The 24,133-nt window shown below is 37.3% G+C and carries 23 protein-coding genes; 14 read left to right on the top strand and 9 right to left on the bottom strand.

The window, feature by feature from the left end:
- Positions 1–173: 173 nt before the first annotated feature.
- Positions 174–2,747 carry a carboxylesterase family protein gene (locus tag L2586_RS01855; RefSeq protein ID WP_235291062.1) on the bottom strand — a complete coding sequence of 858 codons (2,574 nt, stop codon included), beginning with the start codon at positions 2,745–2,747 and terminating at the stop codon, positions 174–176.
- 193 nt (positions 2,748–2,940) lie between these two features.
- On the opposite strand from L2586_RS01855, the gene L2586_RS01860 reads away from it, so the two are divergent.
- From L2586_RS01860 to L2586_RS01880, 5 genes are read left to right on the top strand one after another with little or no spacing between them, the layout of a single operon-like run.
- Positions 2,941–3,654, top strand: a complete 714-nt coding sequence (locus L2586_RS01860; protein ID WP_235291063.1) for a class I SAM-dependent methyltransferase — start codon at positions 2,941–2,943, stop codon at positions 3,652–3,654.
- A 31-nt stretch (positions 3,655–3,685) separates the two neighbouring features.
- On the top strand, positions 3,686–5,224 hold the full coding sequence (locus tag L2586_RS01865; protein WP_235291064.1) for a sulfatase-like hydrolase/transferase: 1,539 nt from the start codon (positions 3,686–3,688) through the stop codon (positions 5,222–5,224).
- The gene (locus L2586_RS01870; protein WP_235291065.1) at positions 5,221–7,002 is read left to right on the top strand and encodes an FAD-dependent oxidoreductase; all 1,782 of its coding nucleotides are present in this window, start codon (positions 5,221–5,223) and stop codon (positions 7,000–7,002) included. Before L2586_RS01865 ends, L2586_RS01870 begins: the two co-directional genes overlap by 4 nt.
- 6 nt (positions 7,003–7,008) lie before the next feature.
- The gene (locus tag L2586_RS01875) at positions 7,009–8,097 is read left to right on the top strand and encodes a hypothetical protein (protein ID WP_235291066.1); all 1,089 of its coding nucleotides are present in this window, start codon (positions 7,009–7,011) and stop codon (positions 8,095–8,097) included.
- A complete protein-coding gene (locus L2586_RS01880; RefSeq protein WP_235291067.1) occupies positions 8,070–8,360 on the top strand; it encodes a hypothetical protein in 291 nt (96 codons plus the stop codon). The genes L2586_RS01875 and L2586_RS01880 overlap by 28 nt, the downstream gene beginning before the upstream one ends.
- 280 nt (positions 8,361–8,640) lie before the next feature.
- Here L2586_RS01880 and L2586_RS24750 read toward each other — a convergent pair whose 3' ends face one another.
- Positions 8,641–9,078, bottom strand: coding sequence for a S8/S53 family peptidase (locus L2586_RS24750; protein ID WP_348535549.1), 438 nt, complete (start codon positions 9,076–9,078; stop codon positions 8,641–8,643).
- A gap of 33 nt (positions 9,079–9,111) precedes the next feature.
- Positions 9,112–9,588 carry a S8 family serine peptidase gene (locus L2586_RS24755; RefSeq protein ID WP_348535546.1) on the bottom strand — a complete coding sequence of 159 codons (477 nt, stop codon included), beginning with the start codon at positions 9,586–9,588 and terminating at the stop codon, positions 9,112–9,114.
- A gap of 321 nt (positions 9,589–9,909) precedes the next feature.
- Here L2586_RS24755 and L2586_RS01890 point away from each other — a divergent pair, with 321 nt between their 5' ends.
- From L2586_RS01890 to rfaD, 8 genes are all read left to right on the top strand, one after another.
- On the top strand, positions 9,910–10,455 hold the full coding sequence (locus tag L2586_RS01890; protein ID WP_235291068.1) for a YceD family protein: 546 nt from the start codon (positions 9,910–9,912) through the stop codon (positions 10,453–10,455).
- 12 nt (positions 10,456–10,467) lie between these two features.
- Positions 10,468–10,659, top strand: a complete 192-nt coding sequence (gene rpmF, locus L2586_RS01895; protein ID WP_235291069.1) for a 50S ribosomal protein L32 — start codon at positions 10,468–10,470, stop codon at positions 10,657–10,659.
- 189 nt (positions 10,660–10,848) lie between these two features.
- The gene (locus L2586_RS01900) at positions 10,849–11,229 is read left to right on the top strand and encodes a Rid family detoxifying hydrolase (RefSeq protein ID WP_235291070.1); all 381 of its coding nucleotides are present in this window, start codon (positions 10,849–10,851) and stop codon (positions 11,227–11,229) included.
- A gap of 51 nt (positions 11,230–11,280) precedes the next feature.
- Positions 11,281–12,285 carry a tryptophan--tRNA ligase gene (gene trpS / locus L2586_RS01905; RefSeq protein ID WP_235291071.1) on the top strand — a complete coding sequence of 335 codons (1,005 nt, stop codon included), beginning with the start codon at positions 11,281–11,283 and terminating at the stop codon, positions 12,283–12,285.
- Positions 12,286–12,416: 131 nt separating this feature from the next.
- Positions 12,417–13,025 (top strand): fumarylacetoacetate hydrolase family protein, encoded by a 609-nt coding sequence (locus L2586_RS01910; RefSeq protein WP_235291072.1) that lies wholly within the window; start codon positions 12,417–12,419, stop codon positions 13,023–13,025.
- A 62-nt stretch (positions 13,026–13,087) separates the two neighbouring features.
- Positions 13,088–14,341, top strand: coding sequence for a methionine adenosyltransferase (metK, locus tag L2586_RS01915; RefSeq protein ID WP_235291073.1), 1,254 nt, complete (start codon positions 13,088–13,090; stop codon positions 14,339–14,341).
- Positions 14,342–14,836: 495 nt separating this feature from the next.
- On the top strand, positions 14,837–17,716 hold the full coding sequence (gene gcvP, locus L2586_RS01920) for an aminomethyl-transferring glycine dehydrogenase (protein WP_235291074.1): 2,880 nt from the start codon (positions 14,837–14,839) through the stop codon (positions 17,714–17,716).
- Positions 17,717–17,719: 3 nt separating this feature from the next.
- Positions 17,720–18,685, top strand: a complete 966-nt coding sequence (rfaD, locus tag L2586_RS01925; protein ID WP_235291075.1) for an ADP-glyceromanno-heptose 6-epimerase — start codon at positions 17,720–17,722, stop codon at positions 18,683–18,685.
- 66 nt (positions 18,686–18,751) lie between these two features.
- Here the strand turns inward: rfaD and L2586_RS01930 are convergent, their stop codons facing one another.
- Together L2586_RS01930 and L2586_RS01935 are read right to left on the bottom strand one after the other, a co-directional pair.
- A complete protein-coding gene (locus L2586_RS01930) occupies positions 18,752–19,183 on the bottom strand; it encodes a hypothetical protein (protein ID WP_235291076.1) in 432 nt (143 codons plus the stop codon).
- Positions 19,184–19,205: 22 nt separating this feature from the next.
- Positions 19,206–19,868: a 4'-phosphopantetheinyl transferase family protein gene (locus L2586_RS01935; protein ID WP_235291200.1), complete on the bottom strand. Its 663-nt coding sequence runs from the start codon at positions 19,866–19,868 to the stop codon at positions 19,206–19,208.
- A 209-nt stretch (positions 19,869–20,077) separates the two neighbouring features.
- On the opposite strand from L2586_RS01935, the gene dcd reads away from it, so the two are divergent.
- A complete protein-coding gene (dcd, locus tag L2586_RS01940) occupies positions 20,078–20,614 on the top strand; it encodes a dCTP deaminase (protein WP_235291077.1) in 537 nt (178 codons plus the stop codon).
- A 3-nt stretch (positions 20,615–20,617) separates the two neighbouring features.
- Here the strand turns inward: dcd and L2586_RS01945 are convergent, their stop codons facing one another.
- The 4 genes from L2586_RS01945 to L2586_RS01960 all read right to left on the bottom strand — a co-directional run bounded on the left by L2586_RS01945 (position 20,618) and on the right by L2586_RS01960 (position 24,103).
- Positions 20,618–21,721: an alginate O-acetyltransferase AlgX-related protein gene (locus L2586_RS01945; protein ID WP_235291078.1), complete on the bottom strand. Its 1,104-nt coding sequence runs from the start codon at positions 21,719–21,721 to the stop codon at positions 20,618–20,620.
- A 4-nt stretch (positions 21,722–21,725) separates the two neighbouring features.
- Positions 21,726–22,991, bottom strand: a complete 1,266-nt coding sequence (locus L2586_RS01950) for an MBOAT family O-acyltransferase (protein WP_235291079.1) — start codon at positions 22,989–22,991, stop codon at positions 21,726–21,728.
- A gap of 108 nt (positions 22,992–23,099) precedes the next feature.
- Positions 23,100–23,399 carry a rhodanese-like domain-containing protein gene (locus tag L2586_RS01955; RefSeq protein ID WP_235291080.1) on the bottom strand — a complete coding sequence of 100 codons (300 nt, stop codon included), beginning with the start codon at positions 23,397–23,399 and terminating at the stop codon, positions 23,100–23,102.
- Positions 23,400–23,401: 2 nt separating this feature from the next.
- Positions 23,402–24,103: a PASTA domain-containing protein gene (locus L2586_RS01960; RefSeq protein ID WP_262914088.1), complete on the bottom strand. Its 702-nt coding sequence runs from the start codon at positions 24,101–24,103 to the stop codon at positions 23,402–23,404.
- Positions 24,104–24,133: the final 30 nt, after the last annotated feature.

The raw sequence follows: 24,133 nt of genomic DNA on the forward strand, positions 1-24,133 counted from the left end.
ATCAGGAATTCTGAGTAAGGGCAGATGTTGTTTTAGCCTATCTGTTAGGCTCACTAAAGTTGATTCTATGGAGTTTTTTCCTCTATCCACTATCCACTAACTAGCGGCCGCAGCCGCTTTCGCGGTTCACTCCTTGGAAAACTGTCGTATTCCAGCCTTCGGCATCGTCGTTCTTACTTCCACTGGAAATCTCCTGTCTCCATACTCCAGTCATTGCCAAAAAATCCAGCACACTTAATAGCATCTAAGCCAATCTGTAATGCCGAAGAATCAAACAAAGTAAAGTCAGGAAACGAGGTCCCGTTAACCATATAGTGATTCGGATAAGTCGCCTTCATGCCCGCAAGTCCAGTTCCAGTAACAACACCGATTGTCGCTACATCACTATCCTGTCTTGGATATACAAAATAACTTCCCCATTGTTTTCCACTAAGAGTTACTCCATTGATAACTACTTTTCCTGTTTCTACCTGTATCGGACAATCTTTTAGAAGCGCTTTCCACGCTCCATTGCTATCACTATTTCCGTAAATAACAACGTTTCTATCCTTGTAAGTCGCCGCCGAAAAATCAGTATCACGGATCACTTCCACTTTCCCATTTGCTCTATAATAGAACGTTTCCGCATCAAACATAGCCTTCATTTTATTCCAATCATTCTCTTGCGCACTCCCTTTCGTTCCATAAACAAAAACCACATTATTTCTAAAAGCATCCTTAAAGCCACCATTTCTGTGTGGCCCTTTCTCACTTTTCGGTGCAGCGCTTCCTATTTCCCACTTGTCATCTACATGTTTTAAAACCAATTTTTTAGCACTTCCAGTTTTTATTTCTTGGTCATTCACTACAATTGTTTCTGGAACACTTTCGAAACTTGACAAATCAAGCTCAGCAGTCGCTGTATTTTCAAAATCAATCGTGAATCCTTCCTCATTATTGAAATTGAAACTACTTAACTCGAAAGGCTTCTCCTGCTGTTGAATAGTAACAAAGTGAGAACTAGCAGAAACACCTGGCGATGTGGTATAGAATTCTAATTTCTTTAAAGAACTGGTTTCTGGAATTTTTCGTGCTTTGAAAAAATCAAATAACTGTGGCCAGTCCACGCTGTGATCTCCATACCAGTGTGTACCATCAGGGTACTCATAATAAACAAAATCATTGTGATATTCACCCAACGTTTTTCTCATATCTTGTGCGATGAAAGTCGGTACAACATTGTCTTTTTCTCCATGAAGAATATAAACACCCAGATGTAAGTAATTTCGTTTAATTTTTAACGTTCTAGAAGGATTTCCAGCTCTCTGAACCATCGCGTCCATTGGCAATAAAGCAGGTGGATTACTCATTTCTGCGACCATTTCTGGAGTCATTCCGAATCGCTTCAGTTGTTCCGCATTCATTGTTCTTAATCTCCTTGTGAAACTGTTACGGTATTCTAATAAATCAGGATATCCAGCACATGGTGCAATTGCCGCAAAATGATCAGGATAGGTTGCACCTAAGTACCATGTTCCATGTCCACCCATCGAGTGTCCTGTTAAATAAACTTTCTGTGGATCCGGCTTGTAAATTGATTTTGCCTCGGCTAAAACTTCCATTGCATCGATTCGACCCCAATCTTCCCACGCAAACCCAAACGGTCTTCTGTTCGTCGGAGCAATTAACGTCCCCCAATCTTTCTTTTTATATGCTCGAGCTTGATTCGTGGCCTCTACAGACGCGCCGTGCACCGAAAGAAATAGCGCCTGATTTTCAGTTGCAGGCTCTGTTGTCGGAGTGACACTGAAATACTGAACACTGTTGTCTATTTCACTTAAGAAAGTGCGCTTATGGTAATCATTTTTTGATTTTACTTTCAATGTTACCTCCGTAGCCGCAAGAGATTTTCCCTTTGAATCAATAAGATCAAGGTTTATTAAAGCTTCTTCTTCCGAAAGCCCTCCGATTGTTGGAGTTCTGAATGCAATTTTAGTTACTGATAAAGGTGGCAAGTCAATTAGTCCTAATCTTAAGCCATCAGATTTGCCCTCTAACGCTGCTTTTACGCTTGAGTTTTTAATCCATTCTTCACTAGAATTAACAACCCTAATTCCACCTAAATATTGCATGGATTCCTCATTCAGAATATCTGGTAAGGTCATGTCTCTTGAAGTAAATAACTGGGGAGCACTTGGCTCTATTAGCCTTGCTCGTATTCTTGGGAACCTTCCTACTTTCATTACAAAGGTATTAAGACCCTTTTTTAGCTTGATCGGAATCAAAGAATATCCAAAATCGTAATGATCACCTTCATGAGGAAAACCATTGACCAACGCCACAGAATGACCCGATGCTTCGAATAAAACGATCTTTTCTTTTTCTGATGTAAACGATAAATATACAAATGAAGACCGCAAACTTCGATCACTGAATGAACTAGTGGAGTCTACACTAATCGCTTCCCATTTCATGGCATCTCCTCTTCCGTCGATATCAAAAATATCACCTGCACTTGGATTGTAACTGCCATCATTTAAGAATTTATCAAAAACTTGATCCTTAGGGAAGTTGATAGGAGCTCTGCCTTGGACTTTTACAGCCAGACCTTTTTGGAAGACGTGAAAGAGTTTTCCTTCATTTATTTCATTCACCTTTTCTTTGCCAAAGTATTCGACAATATTTCCTTGCCTATCTTGGCCTGTGGCAAGAAAAAACATTGACATAAAAAAGAATAAGAAGGGAATAGATCGTAAGTAAGTTTTCATCGTTTATTTATAGTTTATTTTGCAAAATCATATTCAGATAACTGTCTTTATATGATAAAAATAGTAAATTACTAAAATTAGTGTGTTAACGTTAACATTCCCATAAAAATAGGGAGAAAAAAATGAATATGTTGCATATTATCCAAGAAATTGTATTCATTGAAATCAATATGTAGCATAAAACATAAGTAAAATGGAAATTAAAAAGAAAATTTTTCAAGCTTATGAAAAATTGGCAAAAAGTTATAATAATAAAATTGACCATAAACCGCATAATGCTTACTACGATAGACCTAATACCCTCAGCCTCTTAAAAGAAGTCAAAGGAAAGAAAATATTAGATGCAGCTTGTGGCCCGGGAAAATACGCTGAGATCTTAAGTGGAGCAGGAGCAGAAGTAATCGGTTACGATATCAGTCCGAAAATGATCGCATTTGCAAAAGAAAGAAATCCAGGAAATGATCAATTCTATGTACATGATATTTCGGAGCCATTTGATAAGATCGAAGATGGTGAAATGGATGTAGTATTGTGTGCATTGGCCTTGCATTATTTAGAAGACTGGACGATAACGATGTCTGAATTTTTTAGAGTTTTAAAGGCAGGTGGCCAATTGGTTATTTCGATAGAACATCCATTTTTTGAATACACTTACTTTAAGTCTGAGAAGTATTTCGAAGTGGAGCATGTTCGGGCGGAGTGGGGCGGTTTCGGAAAACCTGTAGAAGTTAACAGTTATCGTCGACCACTTGCGGAATGCATTAACCCGATTTTGCAAGCTGGATTTATGCTCGAAAAAGTACTAGAACCGAAACCCACGGAAGAATTTAAGAAAGCAGATCGCAGATATTATGATAGACTCAATAAGTTTCCTTCTTTTATGTGCATAAGCGCAGTGAAACCTTAATATTTTTAAAAATTAATACTAATTTTCTCAGATGAAAAGAATTCCTATTTATTTTTTACTGATAGCATTACTTACTGTAAGTTGTAAGTCAGATGAAAAGAAAACAACGGAAGATGGAAAGCCCAATATCGTTTTCCTCTTTGCTGATGACATGACCTATACCGCAATCCATGCGCTCGGAAATGAAGAAATTCACACCCCTAACTTGGATAGACTAGTCCAGAACGGAACAAGCTTTACACATACTTATAACATGGGTGGATGGAATGGTGCCATTTGCGCAGCTTCTAGAGCGATGATGATCTCAGGTAGACACTTGTGGAGAGCAAATGAATATAAAAAGAACTGGGGTAAGGATGATACGGTTGCCATCCATAATACTTGGGGAAAGCTAATGGAGAAAGGTGGATATGATACATACATGACTGGAAAGTGGCATGTGGGAGCACCTGCAGATAAAGTTTTCCAACATTCGAAGCACATCAGACCAGGAATGCCGAAGGACGCTTGGGGGAAAGCTCAAGTTGGACGGAAATTTAATGAAGTAGTTGGGAAGCAAAAAATAGATGGTAGATTAGTAACTGCGGACGATATCATGCCAGTAGGTTATAATCGACCGAAGAGCGAGGATGATGATTCTTGGGATCCAGCAGATCCAAAGTTTGGAGGTTTCTGGGAAGGCGGAAAACACTGGAGTGAAGTTTTAAAAGATGATGCGCTAGAATACATCGACATGGCGAAGGATAAAGACAATCCGTTCTTCATGTACTTAGCATTTAATGCACCTCATGACCCAAGACAAGCACCACAAGAATATTTAGATATGTATTCATTGGATAATATATCAGTTCCAGCAAGTTTTTTACCTGAATATCCTGATAAGGAATTAATGGGGAATGGACGTGGACTTAGAGATGAAGCCTTGGCTCCTTATCCAAGAACAGAATATGCAGTTAAAGTAAATATTAAAGAATATTACGCAATCATCACACACTTAGATGCACAGATCGGAGAAATATTGGATGCTTTAGAAGCTTCTGGGAAAATGGATAATACCTATATTTTCTTTTCGGCGGATCACGGATTAGCAGTAGGGAAGCATGGATTAATCGGCAAGCAGTCTATGTATGATCACAGCGTGCGACCACCTATGATGGTGATGGGTCCAGGTATTCCCAAAGGAGAACGTATTGATTCAGATGTATATCTACAAGATATTATGGCGACTTCTTTAGACATAGCGGGAATTGAAAAACCAGATTACGTGGAGTTCAAAAGTTTCCTGCCGCAAGCAAAGGGAATATCGAAAGAAAAGAATTACGACGAAATATATGGTGCATATATTAATGTTCAGCGAATGATCAGAAAAGATGGTTACAAGCTCATTGTTTATCCTAAAAGCGAAACGGTGTTGTTATTTGACCTTACTGAAGATCCTGAAGAAATTACGAATATTGCTGCCAATGATGATCAGCACGATCGAGTAAAGTCGATGTTTGAAGATTTGATGAAGTTGCAGGTTGAAATGGATGATAAACTTTCCCTTCAAGAAATCTACAATCAAATATGAAAAGAACTTTAATTGTTTTCCTAAGCTTGGTTATAAGTATTGCGACTTCTTTTGCGCAAGATCGATTTTTAATAGAAGCAGAGTCATTTTCTGATAAAGGAGGATGGGTTGTAGATCCTCAATTTGTTGAGCAAGTTGGATCTTCTTATTTAATGGCACATGGCATGGGTATTCCAGTTCGGAATGCATCTACAGAAATAGAAGTTACAAGTAAAGGGGAATACCAAGTTTGGGTTCGAACTAAAGATTGGGCGCCTGGACCTTGGGATGCGCCGGGCCGTTTTTTCTTAAAGGTCAATGGGATTCAGTTAAGCCAAGAGTTGGGTGTGATTCCAGAATGGAATTGGCAGAAAGCAGGTAGTGTAACTTTTGATAAGAAGGTCAATGTTATCGAATTAGTTGATCTGACAGGATTTAATGGTCGATGTGATGCGATTTATTTTACAAAAGGTACGGATGTTCCTCCGAATGAATGGGAAGAGTTATTGGCCTGGAGACAGGAAATCGGAAAAGAGCCAATGGTTCCTGCTAAAACGCAGCATTATGATTTAGTTATCACTGGTGGAGGAATAGCAGGTTGTGCAGCGGCAATTGCGGCAGCAGAAGAAGGGCTTAAAGTTGCATTGATTCATGATCGACCTTTACTTGGTGGAAATGCGAGCAGTGAAATAAGAGTTCATACGCTTGGAATTTACGGGAAATACGAGCGAATTCTTAGAAAAATAGATACAGAGCATTATCCGAATGGCTCGATCGAAGCAGAAAAAGATCAGGAAAAACGAGACCTTAATGTAAAGAGTTATCAGAATATTGATCTTCATTTAAACTGGAGAGCATATGATGCGCATGCAGAAAATGAAGAAATTAAATATGTGGATGCTAGACATACGCATACAGGAGAAAGAATCAGGTTCGAAGCTCCTTTGTTCGTTGATGCGACGGGAGATGGATGGATTGGTTATTGGGCAGGAGCGGATTATTCCTATGGGCGAGAAAGTGTGTATAAATATGGAGAGGAATGGACGAAGCACGGTGAATTATGGAGTCCGGAGAAGGCGGATAATGTGGTTATGGGATCTTCGATTCTGTTTCAAACGTCAAAGAGGGCTGCTAAAAGTGAGTTCCCTGATGTTCCCTGGGCAAAACCTGTAGCTCAAGAGCATAAGGCTGTCGCAGGGGAATGGTATTGGGAGTTTTCCAGAAATGACTTACACCAAATTGACGATGCAGAAGAAATTAGAGACCATATGTTAAAGGCTATTTATGGTTCTTTTTCTAATGCCAAAGAACTCACCGAAAATGATGAATATGCTTTGGATTGGGTATCTTATCTGGTAGGGAAACGAGAGTCTAGACGATTAATTGGGGATCATGTATTTACCTTCAATGATGTAACAGGATTAACCAAATTTCAAGATTCAGTTGTACAGGAAGAAAGAGAAGTTGACATTCATTTTCAGCAAAACTTAAAAGACGAAAGTAAACCAGATTTTCTTTCGAAGGCCTTGTTTTATAGAACACCGAAATACTATATTCCTTACCGAAGTTTATATTCTCGGAACATTAGTAACTTGTTTATGGCTGGGAGGAATTTTAGTTGTTCACACGTGGGCCTGGGTGGTCCAAGAGTAATGAGAACAACAGGTCAGATGGGAGCAGCGGTAGGTTTTGCAGCTTCTATTTGTAAGAAATACAATGCTAATCCGCGGGACGTTTACGAAAAGTACCTAGCAGAATACATGCAACTTATTGAAGATCAGAAATATCTTAAACCATAAGAGGAATTGAAATTTATCATCACTTTCGTATTAATGGTCAGCATCCTTGGGTATAGCCATCTTCCGAAGAATCCCACCAAGTTTCTTTCTGGAGATCGCTTGCAAAAGGACTGGGTGGAAAGTGAGTTAACATTTATTGATCATGGATTAGATACGCTGTATGGTCAGGAAGTTTATTTGTTGTATAATGACAGCGGGATTCCTCAGATATACTATGCGGATGTCTTAGCGGATGTGTGCATTGACGGACTATGTAAGCCACTGTTCATAGAGTTGTACTGGGATCTTTTAGGTCAATATTCAGGTTTCGGTGTATATCCAGATGAACTTTTGAGCAAATTTGACCACGATTTATTTACAGAACAAGATTATGAAAAACTAGATCGATTACTTGCTGATCCATATTCCAAATTAGAAGGCAAGAAACTGACCGATTTATATGATCCTAGTAAGAAAAGAGAAAAAGTTATTGAGTTTAAAGGAAAGGAGGTGGATGGGATAAGTGGAGCTACGAAGAAAGAGATCAAAGAGACGGTTGTAGAAGGTGCTTTGTATTCTTGTTTTACGCTATGGCAATTGGCCAATGGAGAAATTAGCGTAAGAATAAAGGAAAATTTGTCTGGCATTTATACGCCAGCATTAGCTCAGGATTTCATGGAATCTGGAATTTCTGATTATCAGGTTTATGCGATAAAGCAATTTGACGATCAAGATTTTACTAGATATTTAAAGGAAGTGACAATGGTAATTCTGCAGGCAAGACCATTAGATCGAGCTTGGATTTTGAAGGAATTACCTTTAGAAATATGGAAGAACACAACTTTTGTAGATTCGATTTATTCAAATTATGCGGGCTTTGATTCGAATACCAAAACACTTTTGGTGAATAAGTTAAGTTTGTCGACAGAAAAGGCAGCTTTGTATTTATCATCTAACTTGAAGGAGATGACTAAAAATCAGATCAAAACCTTTCTAGATTCACTTTCAGAAATAACGCCAGAAATCATGGAGAATTTGGTCGCTTTTTCAGAGGATGAGCAGAATATTTATGGGTATTTGGGTATTTGGTGGATGATGGAGTACAAGCGGAGGTGACGATCTGGAGGAAAGAATTAAAAATTAAGGATTTTGCCAAAGGAAGGAAGTTGAGAATTGAGACGGTTTCACCTGCATTCATCAAATGGACGAAGGATGACTGGAAGACCGTTAATGAAGTAGACACAGAGGATATGTGTTTGGGGATTCATTATACGGATCTACCTACGGAATCGATGGAAGAAGGGCAACTCAAATTTACTATTTATTGGAAAGAATCTGAAAAATGGGATGGTAAGAACTATGAAGTGAATATTGTTTAGAGGGGGAAAGCATTGAGTGGTGAGCTTTGAGTTTAAAAAATTTGATAGAATCATCTCCAGTGATCCTAGGAAATTTTTTAGGACGAAATTTAATCAAAAAATAAAAGGAAAGTAGGGAACCATGAATGACGTGCTTTGATGGTAATGATTTGATAGACTGACTTCCATAGAAATGCATCACTTTTTCGCGTCCCACAAATCCTAGCTTGAAAAGCGACACATTAGATCAGTGCCTGATGTTATCACTTTCCGTGAGACTCAATGATCCATCTGTAATTTATCATAAGCAAATGATTGTAAGATCTCCTGAAATATAGTCATTTTCTATAGTCTGTGTTCCAGCATAAACTTTGTTTTGAGATAAATTTTGAGCCATTTGAACTGCAGCATAAGCATTTATCTTACCTGCTCTTGTTATACTCGAGTTTGCATTTGGTGGAATAGGATCTGCAGTTTGTACAAGAATTTCTTCTATAGCTGCAGGTGTAAGGCAAGGATTTACATCGATCATGAGCGAAACTACACCAGCTAATAATGGAGTTCCCATTGACGTCCCTGCTGTTATACCATTTCCACCAGGACCACAACCTTGTCCTTCCTTTGTACTATTTAATCCTTCAGTGTCAACTAGAACATCAAGATTCTGATTGTGTCCTGAACCTCCTGAACTATTGTATTGATTGTATTGTCCATTTCTATAGCATCTTCCTACATGTATTACACCAGGTACATCTTCATAGGCCTGGTGATATTAATCTAGACCAGCAACTAATACAACAGTTCCATTTTGAGTTGCTGTTACCATAGTTGCTCTAGAAATAGTATTCCAAGCAGAAATGCTTATAATTTGATAACCTTTATTTGATGCATCAATAATATTACTATTATTAGCATACTGCCCCCTATAAGCAGCTACTCTTGAGTTTCCGCCAGAACCAGCACTGCAAGTTCCATTATTTCGGATACCAACCGCAGCTCCAACAGACTGTACACCATGATTAAGATCTTGATTTATAGGGTTGTTTGTACCATATTTGTATGGAATTTTTCCCACCAAATCAAAATGTTCATCATCGATATATTTATCCATAATTGCAATAATGATATTTTGATTTCCATTACTCAAGGTCCAAGCGCATGGAATTTGCATGCCATTAAATAAAGCGCTGTTTGCCATCGGATCAGTCGGTGGGGAACAGCTTTGAGAAATTAAATTGGGGGTAATCATTATTAAAGAAATGAAAAGCCCTAGAATTTAAAATTTTTTCATATAAATAATTTAAAATGTTAAAAAATTAAATAAGGTGTTAATTCACTATGTTAATATTTAATTACTAATAAATCATTATTTGCAATGTTAAGTTTTTTTCAAATTTGTCATTTTTGTCTTATAGGTTTATGTTTTAAAATGAATATTAAAATTATGTGGAATCAGAGGTAACATAAATTATTTTCATATTAATTTTTAATACTTTGAAAATATTCAACTTTAATTTCTGATTCCCATTGTAAATATTATCTTTGCACTCCTTTTGAAAAGTAAATTGTTATGAAGAGTCATAATATTTTCAACATTCCCTTTAAAACGGCGAAATTAGGTCTTCATGAATATCATTTTCAAGTGGACGATAATTTCTTTGCTAATTTTGAAGATAGTGTTGTTGAGAAAGGGAAATTTGACATAAAAGTGAACATGGATAAGAAGGAAACCATGTTGGACCTTGAATTTGAAATTAAAGGTTCGATAAATAATCCTTGTGATCGATGTTTAGCATCTATAGATGTTCCAGTGGAAGCAATGGAAAGAATAGTTGTCAAATTTGATGATTTTGGTAAAGAAGATACCGACGAAGTAATTTATATTAGTACTGAAGAAACCAATCTGAATGTTGCTAATCTGATTTATGAATTTGTTTCACTCTCTCTACCGATATCAAATACCATTGATTGTGAAGCAAATGATTATGAGTTTTGTGATCAAAAAGTTTTAGATTACTACGATGAACTCGAAGAACAATCTGAAAAATTAGAAGAAGAAGAAATAGAGGAACAGAGTAAAATCTGGGACGCATTAAAAGATATTAAGTTAAACTAAAAATATAGGGATATGGCACATCCAAAGTCGAGGATCTCAAAACAGAGAAAAAGAAAGAGAAGAACGCACAAAAAGGCGACTGCTCCTCAGATTGCTATCTGTAAAAATACAGGTGAAGCACATCTTTACCACAGAGCTTACTGGTCAGAAGGTAGTATGTTCTATAAGGGTAAGGTAGTGATACAAGCAGCAGAGGAAGTATAAACTTCCACTTAAGAAATATAGAATAGCTCCTTTTCCTTTATGGATTAGGGGCTATTTGTGTTTTTTTGAAAATATTTTCACTTGACTAAATTCTACATTTTTTGGGATAGCCATAGCTTGATTGAAGAAAATGTAAGATTTATTCGAATTCTTAGCCGCATTTTTACCTAACAATAAAAAATCAATCCAATGAAAAAAATTATAAACACAGAGAAAGCGCCTTCACCTGTTGGACCTTATAATCAGTCCGTGATGGCTGGAAATACACTTTATGTTTCTGGACAGATTGCCTTAGATCCATCAAGTGGGGAATTAATCACCTCTGATATTGAAACGGAAACACATCAAGTCATGAAAAATTTGACAGCTGTGCTTGAAGCAGCTGATATGACTTTCGATAATATCGTTAAGTGTTCTGTTTTTGTCGCTGATATGGAAATGTACAGTAGAATTAATGCAGTGTATGCAGAATATTTTGATGAAGATACTGCTCCAGCAAGGGAATTAGTGGAAGTCGCTAACTTACCGAAATATGTCAATGTAGAGATTTCTGTAATTGCCGTAAAGTAAAATTGGTCGAAGTAGAAGGCTAATAATAAATAACAAATAACAAAAGACTAGATGAAAAGCGTACTCTCTTGTATACAACCCACTGGTGACATGCACTTAGGGAACTACTTTGGTGCTGTAAAAAACTGGGTAGATCTGCAGAAAGATTACAAATGCTACTACGGTGTTGTGGACTATCATGCGATGACCATGCCCTATGACATTAAGAAGTTGAGAAACAACACTTGGGAGTTGATTTTCAATTTGCTAGCAGTGGGAGTTAAAGCGGAGAATCTTTTCGTCCAATCTTTAATTCCAGAACATTCAGAACTGGGATGGATATTTAATTGCTTTTGTTCATATGGTCAGTTGACAAGAATGACCCAATTCAAAGACAAGAGTTCGCAGGTGAGTGAGTCAGGAAGTGATAAGTATATTTCTGTAGGTTTACTGGATTATCCAGTACTACAAGCAGCAGATATATTGATTTATAGAGCGGATTATGTACCAGTTGGAAAAGACCAAGAGCAGCATCTAGAATTAACACGAGATATCGCTGGGAGATTCAATCACTCTGTAGGGAAAGAATACTTTGTTCTGCCAGAAGGACTTTACACAGAAACCCCTAAAATTAGATCTACAGCGGATCCATTGAGAAAAATGAGTAAATCTGCTGGGGAGAAACACTATATTTCTTTATTCCAGGATGAAGCAAGGATAAGGAAACAAATTAAGTCAGCAGTAACGGATGCCGGAGATGCAGTAGAAGGAAAAATGTCTGAAGGGGTTTACAATCTGTTCGAGCTATTGAAAATTAGTGGTGGTGCACAAGCGCATGAAAGTCTAACTCATGACTACAATGCCGGAAATCTTAAATATTCGGATTTGAAAGCTGCGACTGCTGATCAATTGGTGCTACTAACGGATCAATTCAAAGATCAGAAAAGTGATGTAGTTAAGAATAAGAAAGATATCAAATATCAGGTAAAGCAATCTTCTGCTGAGATTAGAAAGAGAGCACAGGAAACGTTAAGGGAGGTGAAAGATCTGGTAGGATTGTTGAATGTGAAATTGTGAGTCGTGAGTCGTGAGTCTTGAGTCGTAAGTCGTGAGACGTGAGTCTTGAGTCTGAAGTTAAAATCTGAAATCTGAAATCTGAAATCTGAAATCGTAAATCGTAAATCGTAAATCCAAAATCGTAAATCAACATGAAAATAATTTGCATCGGAAGAAATTACATTGATCACGCAAAGGAATTAAGCAATCCGGTCCCGAAGGAACCATTGATTTTTATGAAGCCTAAAACGGCCATTCCAAGAAACGGAAATGAGTTTTACATTCCAGAATTTAGCAATGACATTCACTACGAATTAGAATTGGTACTCAAGATCGTTAAGAATGGCAAACATGTTGCAGAAAAATTTGCGAGTAGTTATTACGAAGAAATTGGACTTGGGATTGACTTTACAGCAAGAGATGTTCAGAATAGATGTAAAGAAAAAGGTCATCCATGGGAAATTGCGAAGGCCTTCGATAATTCAGCTATCGTCGGCGAATTCATTTCGAAGGAAGATTTAGATGAAAGGAATATTGATTTCAAATTGACAAAAAACGAAGAAGCAGTGCAAGTCGGAAACTCGAAAGATTTAATTTTTTCGTTTGATTACCTCATATCTTATGTGTCTAGATACTTCACTCTTAATAAGGGAGACCTATTATATACAGGCACTCCAGCAGGTGTAGGGCCTGTTACTATCGGTGATAAATTAGAAGGATTTATAGGAAATCGATCATTATTAACGTGTTATATTAAATGATTTCTATATAAATAATATCTTTGCGGTCTATTTATAAATTGATAATAATCTAAATATATATAATGGCTTATTTATTTACTTCTGAATCTGTATCTGAGGGACATCCTGATAAAGTTGCTGATCAAATTTCTGATGCATTAGTTGATCACTTTATTGCATTCGATCCTGAATCTAAAGTAGCATGTGAGACTTTGGTAACCACAGGGCAAGTAGTTCTTGCAGGTGAGGTGAAATCCAATACTTATCTTGATGTGCAGACCATTGCAAGAGATGTAATCAAAAGAATTGGTTATACCAAGTCAGAATATATGTTTGAGGCGAATTCGTGTGGTGTATTTTCAGCTATCCATGAACAATCTCCAGATATTAATCAAGGAGTAGATAGAGCAAGTAAAGAAGAGCAAGGAGCGGGTGACCAAGGAATGATGTTTGGCTATGCGACGAACGAAACAGAGAACTACATGCCACTTGCATTAGATATTTCTCATAAAATATTAGAAGAGCTTGCGAGAGTAAGAAAAGAAGGAAAGATTCTTACTTACCTAAGACCCGATGCTAAGTCACAAGTTACTATCGAATATTCTGATGATAATAAGCCACAAAAAATAGATAGTATAGTAGTTTCTACGCAACATGATGATTTCGATGAGGATGAAAAGATGCTTGCTCAGATTAAGAAAGATATCGTAGAAGTCATTATTCCGAGTGTGAAAAGCCAACTTTCACCTGAAATTCAGGCTTTATTCACAGATGATGTTGTATATCATATTAACCCAACTGGAAAATTCGTAATCGGAGGACCACATGGTGATACGGGTTTAACAGGAAGAAAAATAATCGTAGATACTTATGGTGGAAAAGGCGCGCATGGTGGAGGAGCTTTCTCTGGAAAAGATCCTTCTAAAGTGGATAGATCTGCTGCTTATGCGACAAGACATATTGCAAAGAATATGGTAGCGGCAGGACTTTGTTCTGAAGTACTGGTTCAAGTTTCTTATGCAATCGGTGTCGTGAAACCTACCAACTTATACATCAATACTTATGGTACTTCTAATGTGAAAATTTCGGATGGCGACATCGCCGACAAGATTTATGACATTTTTGATATGCGTCCATATGCGATTGAAACTCGTCTTAAATTAAGAACTCCTATTTATTCTGAAACTGCTGCTTATGGTCACATGGGTAGAAGTCCAGAAACTAAGACGGTAAGCTTTACAGACGGTTCAGGGAATACTAAGGAAATGGAAGTAGAAACTTTCACTTGGGAGAAACTGGATTATGTAGACAAAGTAAAAGCTGCTTTCGGTATATAGGTTCCTATTCGTTTTCAAAATTTTATTCTGGCGCTGAGAATGTAATGTCTATTTTTCAATCTTATAGCTGAATGTGATACATCAGTTTCGCAGTTGTATATTACTACACTGTAGATGCTAGTGTGCAGATTCTTGTAGAGTGTGATTTATGTTGAAGTGCAGGATTGATAACTAGTCAATGCTGACCTATATATTACAGTGCTCCATAGAATTTAAATTTTAATATAAGGATTGGCAAAACGAATTTATAGGCACCGTATGTGTGGCCCTAAAATTTACAATTAAGACCTTAGATGAAATGACAACCGTTAATTTTCATTTGATGTTCTTCTTTTACTATTTAGTTTATTGATTATTGCGTTTCATTCGCCCCCTCCCTTCTAAACAAATATGAAAAAATTATATTTACTTAATATATATTTATTCTATAAACAATAACAATGTTTTGTTTTGAAATTAATAGCTTTGCAGCTGTTATAAACCAAGCCATACGATATGCAGATAACATCTAAAGGGGATCAGTTTAGTGATAGACACATTGGTCCAACTAAAGAGGCACTGTACGAAATGTTACAGACCTTAAAAATTGACAGTTTAGATACGCTAATAGACGAAACTATTCCTACAGATATTAGGATGATAAAGTCCTTAGAAATTGATGAAGCGCTCTCTGAATTCGAATATCTGCAGCACATCGAAGCACTAGGTGCTAAGAACATTATCGCAGAAAATTATATCGGTCAAGGTTATTACGGAACGATTACTCCTTCCGTGATTTCTAGAAATATTTTTCAGAATCCAGGATGGTATACACAGTATACACCATACCAAGCTGAAATCTCTCAGGGAAGATTAGAAGCGTTATTGAATTATCAGACGATGCTTTCAGATCTTACAGGAATGCCGCTAGCAAATGCTTCACTTTTAGATGAAGGCACTGCAGCAGCAGAAGCAATGGCCATGTTTTATAGCATTAAGAATAAGAGAGTAAAAGACGAGCCGATCAATAAAATATTTGTTGACAATGGTGTGTTTGACCAGACGATAGATATTCTCTATACCAGAGCATTACCTATTGATGTAGAAGTAGTTGTTGGAGACTGGAAAGACATTGACATAGAAGACAATTACTTTGCAGTACTACTACAATATCCTAATAAAGAAGGAGAAATCACAGACTTCAGAGCTTTCACAGAAGTATTGAACGAAAAAGGGATTTATTCTATTTTTGCTGCTGATTTATTGAGTTTGGCATTGATCACTCCTCCAGGAGAGTTTGGAGCAGATGCAGTGGTAGGATTAACACAAAGATTCGGCGTCCCTATGGGTTTCGGTGGTCCACATGCAGCCTATTTTGCGACAAGAGAGGAATTCAAAAGAAGCATTCCAGGAAGAATCATAGGTGTGTCTAAAGATATAGATGGTAATTTCGCTTTGCGTATGGCATTGCAGACGAGAGAGCAACACATCAAAAGAGATAAAGCAACTTCTAATATTTGTACTGCTCAAGCATTGCTTGCGATTATGGCAGGTATGTATGCCGTTTATCATGGTCCTGATGGGATTAAAACGATTGCTGAAAATGTACACCAAAGAACAGCATTCTTATATGCAGGCCTGAAATCACTAGGCTACGAAATGGCGAATGAACATTTCTTCGATACGATTTCCATTAATGCAAATGATACATTGATTAATGATATCAAGAATGCAGCAACAGAGAAAAATATCAACTTCTTTTATGATGATGCACAGATTCGAGTTTCTATCGATGAAACTGTTTCGGATGCGCAAGTAAGGAATTTGCTAAGTTTTTTCTCGAAATTCAAGACCGGAGCTATCGATCATAACGTGATGTTAGATGATTTCCAAATTCCTCAGTCACTTCAGAGAACTTCGGAATATTTAACACATGAAATATTTAATGCTCATCATTCAGAAACGAAGATGATGCGATATATTAAGTCTTTAGAAAATAAGGATCTTTCCTTAATGCATACCATGATTCCACTTGGTTCTTGCACGATGAAATTAAATGCAGCTTCGGAATTAATTCCCGTAAGTGCTCCAGAGTTTGCAAATATACACCCATTCGCACCTGTTCACCAGACGAAAGGGTATCTAGAAATGATCAAGCAGTTAGAGAAAGATCTCAGCGTAATCACTGGATTTACAGCTTGTTCTTTGCAACCTAATTCTGGTGCACAAGGAGAATATACTGGTTTGCTGACTATTTCAGCATACCATAAACACCATGGAAATGCGCATAGAAATATTGCTTTAATTCCTTCATCTGCACATGGAACAAATCCAGCAAGTGCGGTAATGACTGGTATGAAAGTGGTCGTTGTTAAATGTGATGACCATGGAAATATTGATGTAGAGGATTTAAAAGAGAAAGCGGAGAAACATCAGAATGATTTAGCAGCTTTGATGGTAACTTATCCATCGACTCATGGGGTTTTCGAATCACGGATCAAAGAAATCTGTCAGATCATTCATGATAATGGGGGGCTAGTTTATATGGATGGAGCGAATATGAATGCTCAGGTAGGACTTACTTCTCCTGGTCATATCAATGCGGATGTTTGCCACTTGAATTTACACAAGACATTCGCTATTCCCCACGGTGGTGGAGGACCTGGAATGGGACCGATCTGTGTGAATGATAAACTAAAACCATTTTTGCCAGGACATAAATACGCGGATTGCGGAGGAGAGAATGCGATAAAAGCTGTTTCTTCAGCACCATACGGTAGCGCAAGTATATTGCTCATATCATATGGTTATATTAAAATGCTTGGAGCGAAAGGACTTACAGCGGCTACGAAATATGCAATTCTTAATGCGAATTATATTAAGGCGAGACTGGAGTCTGAATACCAAGTTCTATATACTGGTGAGAAGGGTAGGGCGGCACATGAGTTGATTATCGATATGAATCCATTCAAGAGCCTTAATATTACTGCAGAAGATATTGCTAAGAGGTTAATAGATTATGGCTTCCATGCGCCGACATTGTCCTTTCCAGTAGCAGGAACGTTAATGATCGAGCCTACGGAAAGTGAAGGCATAGAGGAATTAGATCGATTCTGCGATGCACTGTTAGAAATAAAGAAAGAGTTAAATGAAATCGCAGAAGGAAAAGCAGATCCAGAAAATAATGTTTTGGTGAATGCTCCACACACGCTTGGTATGTTAACTTCAGATGAATGGAACTTGCCATATGAAAGATCGAAAGCAGCATATCCGCTTGATTATTTAAGAAGCAGTAAGTTTTGGGCTTCAGTAAGGCGCGTGGACAATGCTTATGGAGATAGAAATCTAATTTGTACATGTCCTTCTATAGAGGCTTACGAAGAAGCAGAAGCATAATTTATGATTATAGTTACAGGAGCTGCTGGTTTTATTGGTTCATGCATGATAAGTTACTTGCAAAGTGAACAAATTAGCGATATCATTGCGATCGATGACTTTGATCAGGAATATAAAGAAGCAAACTATATTCATAAAGAAGGTATTCTGAAAGTTGATCGAAAGGAAGCTTTTAAGTTTATCGAAACGAATGCAAATGAGCTGGACACTATTATTCATTTAGGTGCGAGAACGGATACTGTTGATCCTGATCCTCAGATTTTCCTAGAATTAAACATTGACTATTCGAAGCAAATATGGGAGTTGTGTGCTAAGCACCAAATCCAACTAATATATGCTTCCAGTGCAGCGACCTATGGTGATGGCGCATTTGGGTTCAGTGACCAGATGGAAGATATTTCTGTGCTGAAGCCTCTTAATGAATATGGAAGATCTAAGCAGATTTTTGATGAATGGCTTTTAGAACAAGATGAAGCTCCGACGAATTGGATTGGTCTCAAATTTTTCAACGTTTACGGTCCTAACGAATACCATAAAGCACGAATGGCTTCGGTTATATTTCATGCTTATAATCAGATCAAGGAAACGGGAAAAATGAAACTTTTCAGATCTCACAGAGCCGATTTCGAAAATGGAATGCAACTCAGAGACTTCATCTATGTGAAAGATGTTTGTTCTACAATCGTAAGTTTAATGCAGAACCCGATCAAATCTGGTATCTATAACTTAGGAACAGGAAAAGCAAGAAGCTTTCTAGACTTAGTTACGGCTACATTCGATGCGATGGATATCACACCCAATATAGAATACATTGACATTCCTAAAGATATTAGAGATAATTATCAATACTTCACGGAAGCAAACATGGTGAAATTATCCGATGAAATGGGGGAAATTGAATTTTCAAGTTTGGAGGATGGTGTGACGGACTATGTGAAAAATTATCTGATAAGCCATAAATACCTGTAAAGAATCTAAGAATAGTAGGGCAGTTTATAAAGGATCGAATCTATAAACTTAAGTCTTTAACACTTCCTACCACGTTTTTTCTGTCGTCCCATAATAGATCAAGCTCCATGTCGAATCTACCTTTCCCCATCTACGCTCGATGGTAAACAAACCCATATCATCCTGCATTTTTTCTATCACCAGATCTCCCATTGCGGTAAAACTTCTATTGAATCCAGCATCCGCATTAAATGGCTTATGCAGTTTCCAGTTCTCCGCTACATACTCTTTATCCAGCGTTATGGTTTCCATCGAATCTTTTTTAGTAGCGGTCCCTTTCAATGGAAAAATGATGTGTTGCATTTGAAAATTGGAATCACTATGAAATTGATCATAAAAATCGTGAAATCCTTGCGGAAGCTCTGTACTGAGCACTGGTTCTTCTTCTACTTGCACAGTCTTTTCTTCTCGACAAGCGCCTAGAAATACAACTAATGCGATAAATAAAATCTTCTTCATTTCTTGATATTTATTATGCAATCTATTCGATTACTTCATTTGTTTCTTCAGCATAAACTAAGATGTGATTCAAAATCTTCATCGCTTCTAATCGAAAATTCTTGCAGTAGTCAGCTTTATCAAATTGACCTGAAAAACTCCCCGCTTCACCATTCCATTCCGTAATGTGTAGTGTCATGTGCTTCTTGAAATCAACAGATTTTTTTCCGTATGCCTTGAATAAGGATTCCTTAGCTCCCCATATAATATGCATCACATCTAGGTGCAGAGACTTATCCATTTTGTCAATGTTTGACACTTCTACTTCGTTCATGAATTTAGGAGCAATTCGCGTGATCTTCGGAACAATGTACTGAATGTCTATTCCCACAGGTTTCAAGGAAGCAATCGCCGCTGACATTCCGTGTGAATGACTGAAAGAAATATGGTGTTCTGAATCGTGGATATATGGTTTCCCATGTTCGTCTTTTAATATCTCCGCCCGTTCAGTTCGAGCAGACATCAAGTGAATCAGGTGCCTAGATGAAAGCCATTCGATTTTCCTTCGGCCTTTCATGCTGTCCACAAACAAATGCTCCTCATCGGTCAAGGCAAGCGCATCTGAAAAATACTGTTCCTCTTCCGCAATTTCCCAGACACCCAACTTCGCACTTTCAAAAACAGTTTTGCTTAGATATAACGACATACTCAAATGTACGTCAATTTTAATTTCAACCAAAGATTCAGCAGCTCTGAAAAGGGTTTTTCAATCGATTTACTGCACATCGTCGGTAATTTTTGATTTTTTATTAGAAGTAAAAATCGTTTTTAGGTCAATTTTAGAACTTGGTCGCAAATGAAAAAAGGAGTAATCGAAGAATTTTTGTTTCTTTGCAGCTACGAAATTTAACCCGAATGATTTTAACAGATGTAAGTATAAAGCGTGCCATCGAAAATGGTGAAATTGTAGTCGAACCTTATCGTCCTGAGTGTTTGGGTACGAACTCGTACGATGTCCATCTAGGAAAGTACTTAGCAGTCTATGATGATGAGGTGCTAGATGCGAAAAAACACAATAAGATCACTGAGATTATTATCGGTGAAGAAGGTTATGTTTTGCAACCAGGTGAACTTTATCTTGGTGTAACGGAAGAGTATACAGAGACACACAACTCTGTTCCATTCTTAGAAGGAAAGTCTAGCGTAGGAAGATTAGGAATCGATATCCATGCAACTGCTGGAAAAGGTGACGTTGGCTTCTGTAATACCTGGACCCTTGAAATATCGTGCACTAAACCAGTAAGAGTTTATGCAGGAATGCCGATCGGCCAGTTGATTTACTTCATGATAGATGGAGAAGTGAATAATTACTATAATAAAAAGAAGAATGCTAAGTACACAGAAAGAACGATTCGTCCAGTAGAATCGATGATGTGGAAGAATAAATTCTAGATATTAGTCATCGATAAAACCAGTTCCTAGATTATTTAAATTAAAGGTAGAATACAGCAATAGCACAACTTCGGCATCATCGAGTAACGCATTTCGTTTTGCTCTATTGACCCAAGTTCCATGATCTTCTGTTTCGGTCAGTTCCCATAATTCTCGGTTGTAATATAAAAACCTACTTTTCATATCCCAGTACTCATGCGGTACCCACTGTCCCCACAGTGTCCAGCAAAAACTATCTCCGATCATCAGAACTTTAGGTTTATATAAAGTCGAATCTGCTCGCAACGAATATTCTGGATAATGATACATTTCCTTGGCTAATGGCTGTATTAAGTTCAGACTTTCACCTATGTCAACATCTTCTTTCGCTGGAATATCAGTGATTGTAATGGAATCGAAATGTACTTTATTTAGCTTCTTGCCTAGTAACGCTCCCATTTTTTTGTTTAAGGTATCAGCCGCAAGTAATCCACCAAACTTACTCCAGTGTATTCCATTTTTATAGGTCAATGGATGATCAAATTCCGGAGCTAAGTTTTTAATATATTCATGTAGATCAATGTAGGGGATGTCGTAATATTGGAAAGCCTCTAGATACGATTCATAATTTGTAGTATCAGGGGGTGTATTTTGAATCTTTTCTGGTAGCTTATCAAGGTGTATCATGGCTTTATTAATTGCTAATGCAACCAATACTTTAGTTCCTTTTTTTTCTAGTGTGTCAATTTTTGCTTTTAACTTTTTCGTTTGCGCCCAGATGGAATCTTTGCCAATATAGTCTTTACCTAGGTAAGATTCAATGTAACCTGATTCAAATAAGTAACCATCTTTACCTTCGATCATGCCTGGCCTTAATTCGCCATAAATATCGTACTTCAATTGATTGTGGAATCTTACAGCCGATGGTGTCCATCGAATATTCTGCTTGAGGAATTTCTCGGACTGGTCTTGAAACGTGAAATCAAATAAGGCCTTCTTCGTTAAAGTAGGCTTAGCTTCTACTGGAATGAAACCTTTCAGTGGCGCAACTTCTAAGTTAGGAATAAGCTGCAGGATGATACTTACTAAAAGCGTAAGAATAATTAATATGACTTGGAGAGCTTTCATACGATTAGAATCTAAAGTATATAAATGATTGCAAATCTGATGAAAGGACGATGGATAAGCTGAAAGCAAAAAACAGTATGGCAAGGAGTGTCTGAACCACCGAAAATTTCTTCAAAGTTAATTCTGCTTTTGAAACTAATATTCGTACTTTTTTCGAAGAAGGCAGAAAACTTAGCATAGCTGCAAATAATAGTACACTCAACTGTCTTTCATATAAGAAGCGAGGCATTTGTATTAAGGTAGAAATACTTTCAAAATCAAACATCTTATAAATATGAATAAACGCTGCACCCATAGAGTCAGCTCTGAAAATAACCCAACCGATCAGTACAAATAAGAAGGTTGGTAGCCATCCAATTTTCCGATTGGAAATTCGATCGATGACTAGAAATAAGCCATTATACAATCCCCAAACGATAAAATTCCATTCTGCTCCATGCCAGAAACCAGATAATAAAAATACAATCCACAAGTTTAAATACAACCTGAGTTTTGAGTTTACCTGATTCCCGCCAAGTGGAATATATAGATAATCTTTCATCCATGCACTCAATGTCATGTGCCATCTCCTCCAGAATTCTGTAAAATTTCTAGAGATATAAGGATAATTAAAATTTTCGGGTAGGCGGAAACCCATCATTAACCCGATCCCTAATGCCATATCTGTATATCCTGAAAAATCAAAGTAGATCTGAAAAGCATATGCTATTGCACCAAGCCATGCTTGTCCCATGGTTAACATTTCTGGATCGATCCGAAACACACGATCTGCGACTTCGGCAATTTGGTCGGCAATAAAAACTTTCTTAGTAAGTCCTACTGAAAATCGATAGAACCCTTGCGTGATCTGATCAGCACGGAATCGATCTTTTATATTTTCGATCTGTGTTTTTATTTCTCCATATCTAACGATAGGTCCTGCAATGAGCTGAGGAAAGAAAAGAATGTATAACGCAAAATCTTGAATTTTCTTGAAGGGTGGGTTTTTACCTTGATATACATCAACGATGTAACTGATCTTTTGAAAGGTGAAAAATGAAATCCCTAGCGGCAACACTATGGTTTCCCACGTAAAACCAAGATTGGTAATAAAGAAATTCGCATATTTGAAATAAGCGAGTAATCCAATATTAAGTATGAGTGAAATTAGCAGATAAGACTTTTTTCCTACGCCATCTTGCCTCATGTTTTTACTCAAGTAAAAATCAGCAATGATACTAACTATAAGTATTGGTGTGAATTGCGGAGCTCCCCAGAAAAAGAAAAACAAGCTAAATATTAGCGCCGTGAGATTTTTAAAACGATTTGGAGTAATCCAATAAGATATTAGTGCAACGGGTAGAAAATAAACGAGGAAGATTGCACTACTGAAAACCATCTATCCTAGTCTCCTATTCCATTCTAACATTCCGCCAATCAGGTTTCGGACATTTTTAAAACCTAATTGTTCCATGTAAGCTTTGGCTTGACCACTTCTGTTTCCAGAACGGCAGTAAACTACAATTTCTTGATCCTTATATTCTTCGAGATCTTCTATGTTTAATGGAAGAGAACCAAGTGGAATATGTGTGCCGCCGACATTGAATTCTGCTCTCTCATGATCTTCTCTTACATCGATAAGTACGAATTCCTCATTCGCATCTAATTTATCTTTTAACTCTTCTATTTGAATGTCCATTTCTAATTACAATTTGCAGGCTTCTCCTGACTGATGGTTAATTTTATTTCGTCTCCGATCTGAATGAGTCCGTCAGGCGTGAATGCTGGGTCCTGTGCAATTACATATGCCGTAGACTGGTCTGTAATGACTCCGGAATTAATGATCTCACTTACTTTCAACTTTAAGTTTTCTATTAAAAAGAAAGCTGATTCGTATTCCATACATTCTACATTCGGAATACCCATTTCTCCACCGTACCTTTTACTAAGTACAAACTCAAGTGTTCCGCCCTTCTCGATATTGATATCTGCATCTCTACCTTCACTTGAAATGATTCGTTCTCCTTTGTAGTAAACTTCTAGGATATGGTTGGGTTCACCTGGATCGTAAACGTAATCTTTTACAGCTGCGTTTAGATCCATAAAAGAAAGTTCTTTGCTTTTTCGCTCGAAATCACGACCGTAAAGACTTGGTAGTGCGCTCACTTTTATCTGATCAGCGATATACTTAGTCGTCGTCACATACACCTTCCTATTTTCCTTAACCTTCGAATCTGGTTTAGGATTTTGGTCAATGATTATGCCTCCTGGTTTTCCAATCATATGTACTGAATCATTCACAATCAGGTGAAAACTTTCTTCCTCTGCAGCTGATGTAGCTTCTGAAAGTGACATTTCTACATAATTTGGTAATACCAATTTCTGTCCATGATTAGTGTACATACGTAACCATAGCAATACTAAAAAAAAGAT

The organism is Portibacter lacus, from assembly GCF_021533215.1.
GTDB lineage: Bacteria > Bacteroidota > Bacteroidia > Chitinophagales > Saprospiraceae > Portibacter > Portibacter lacus.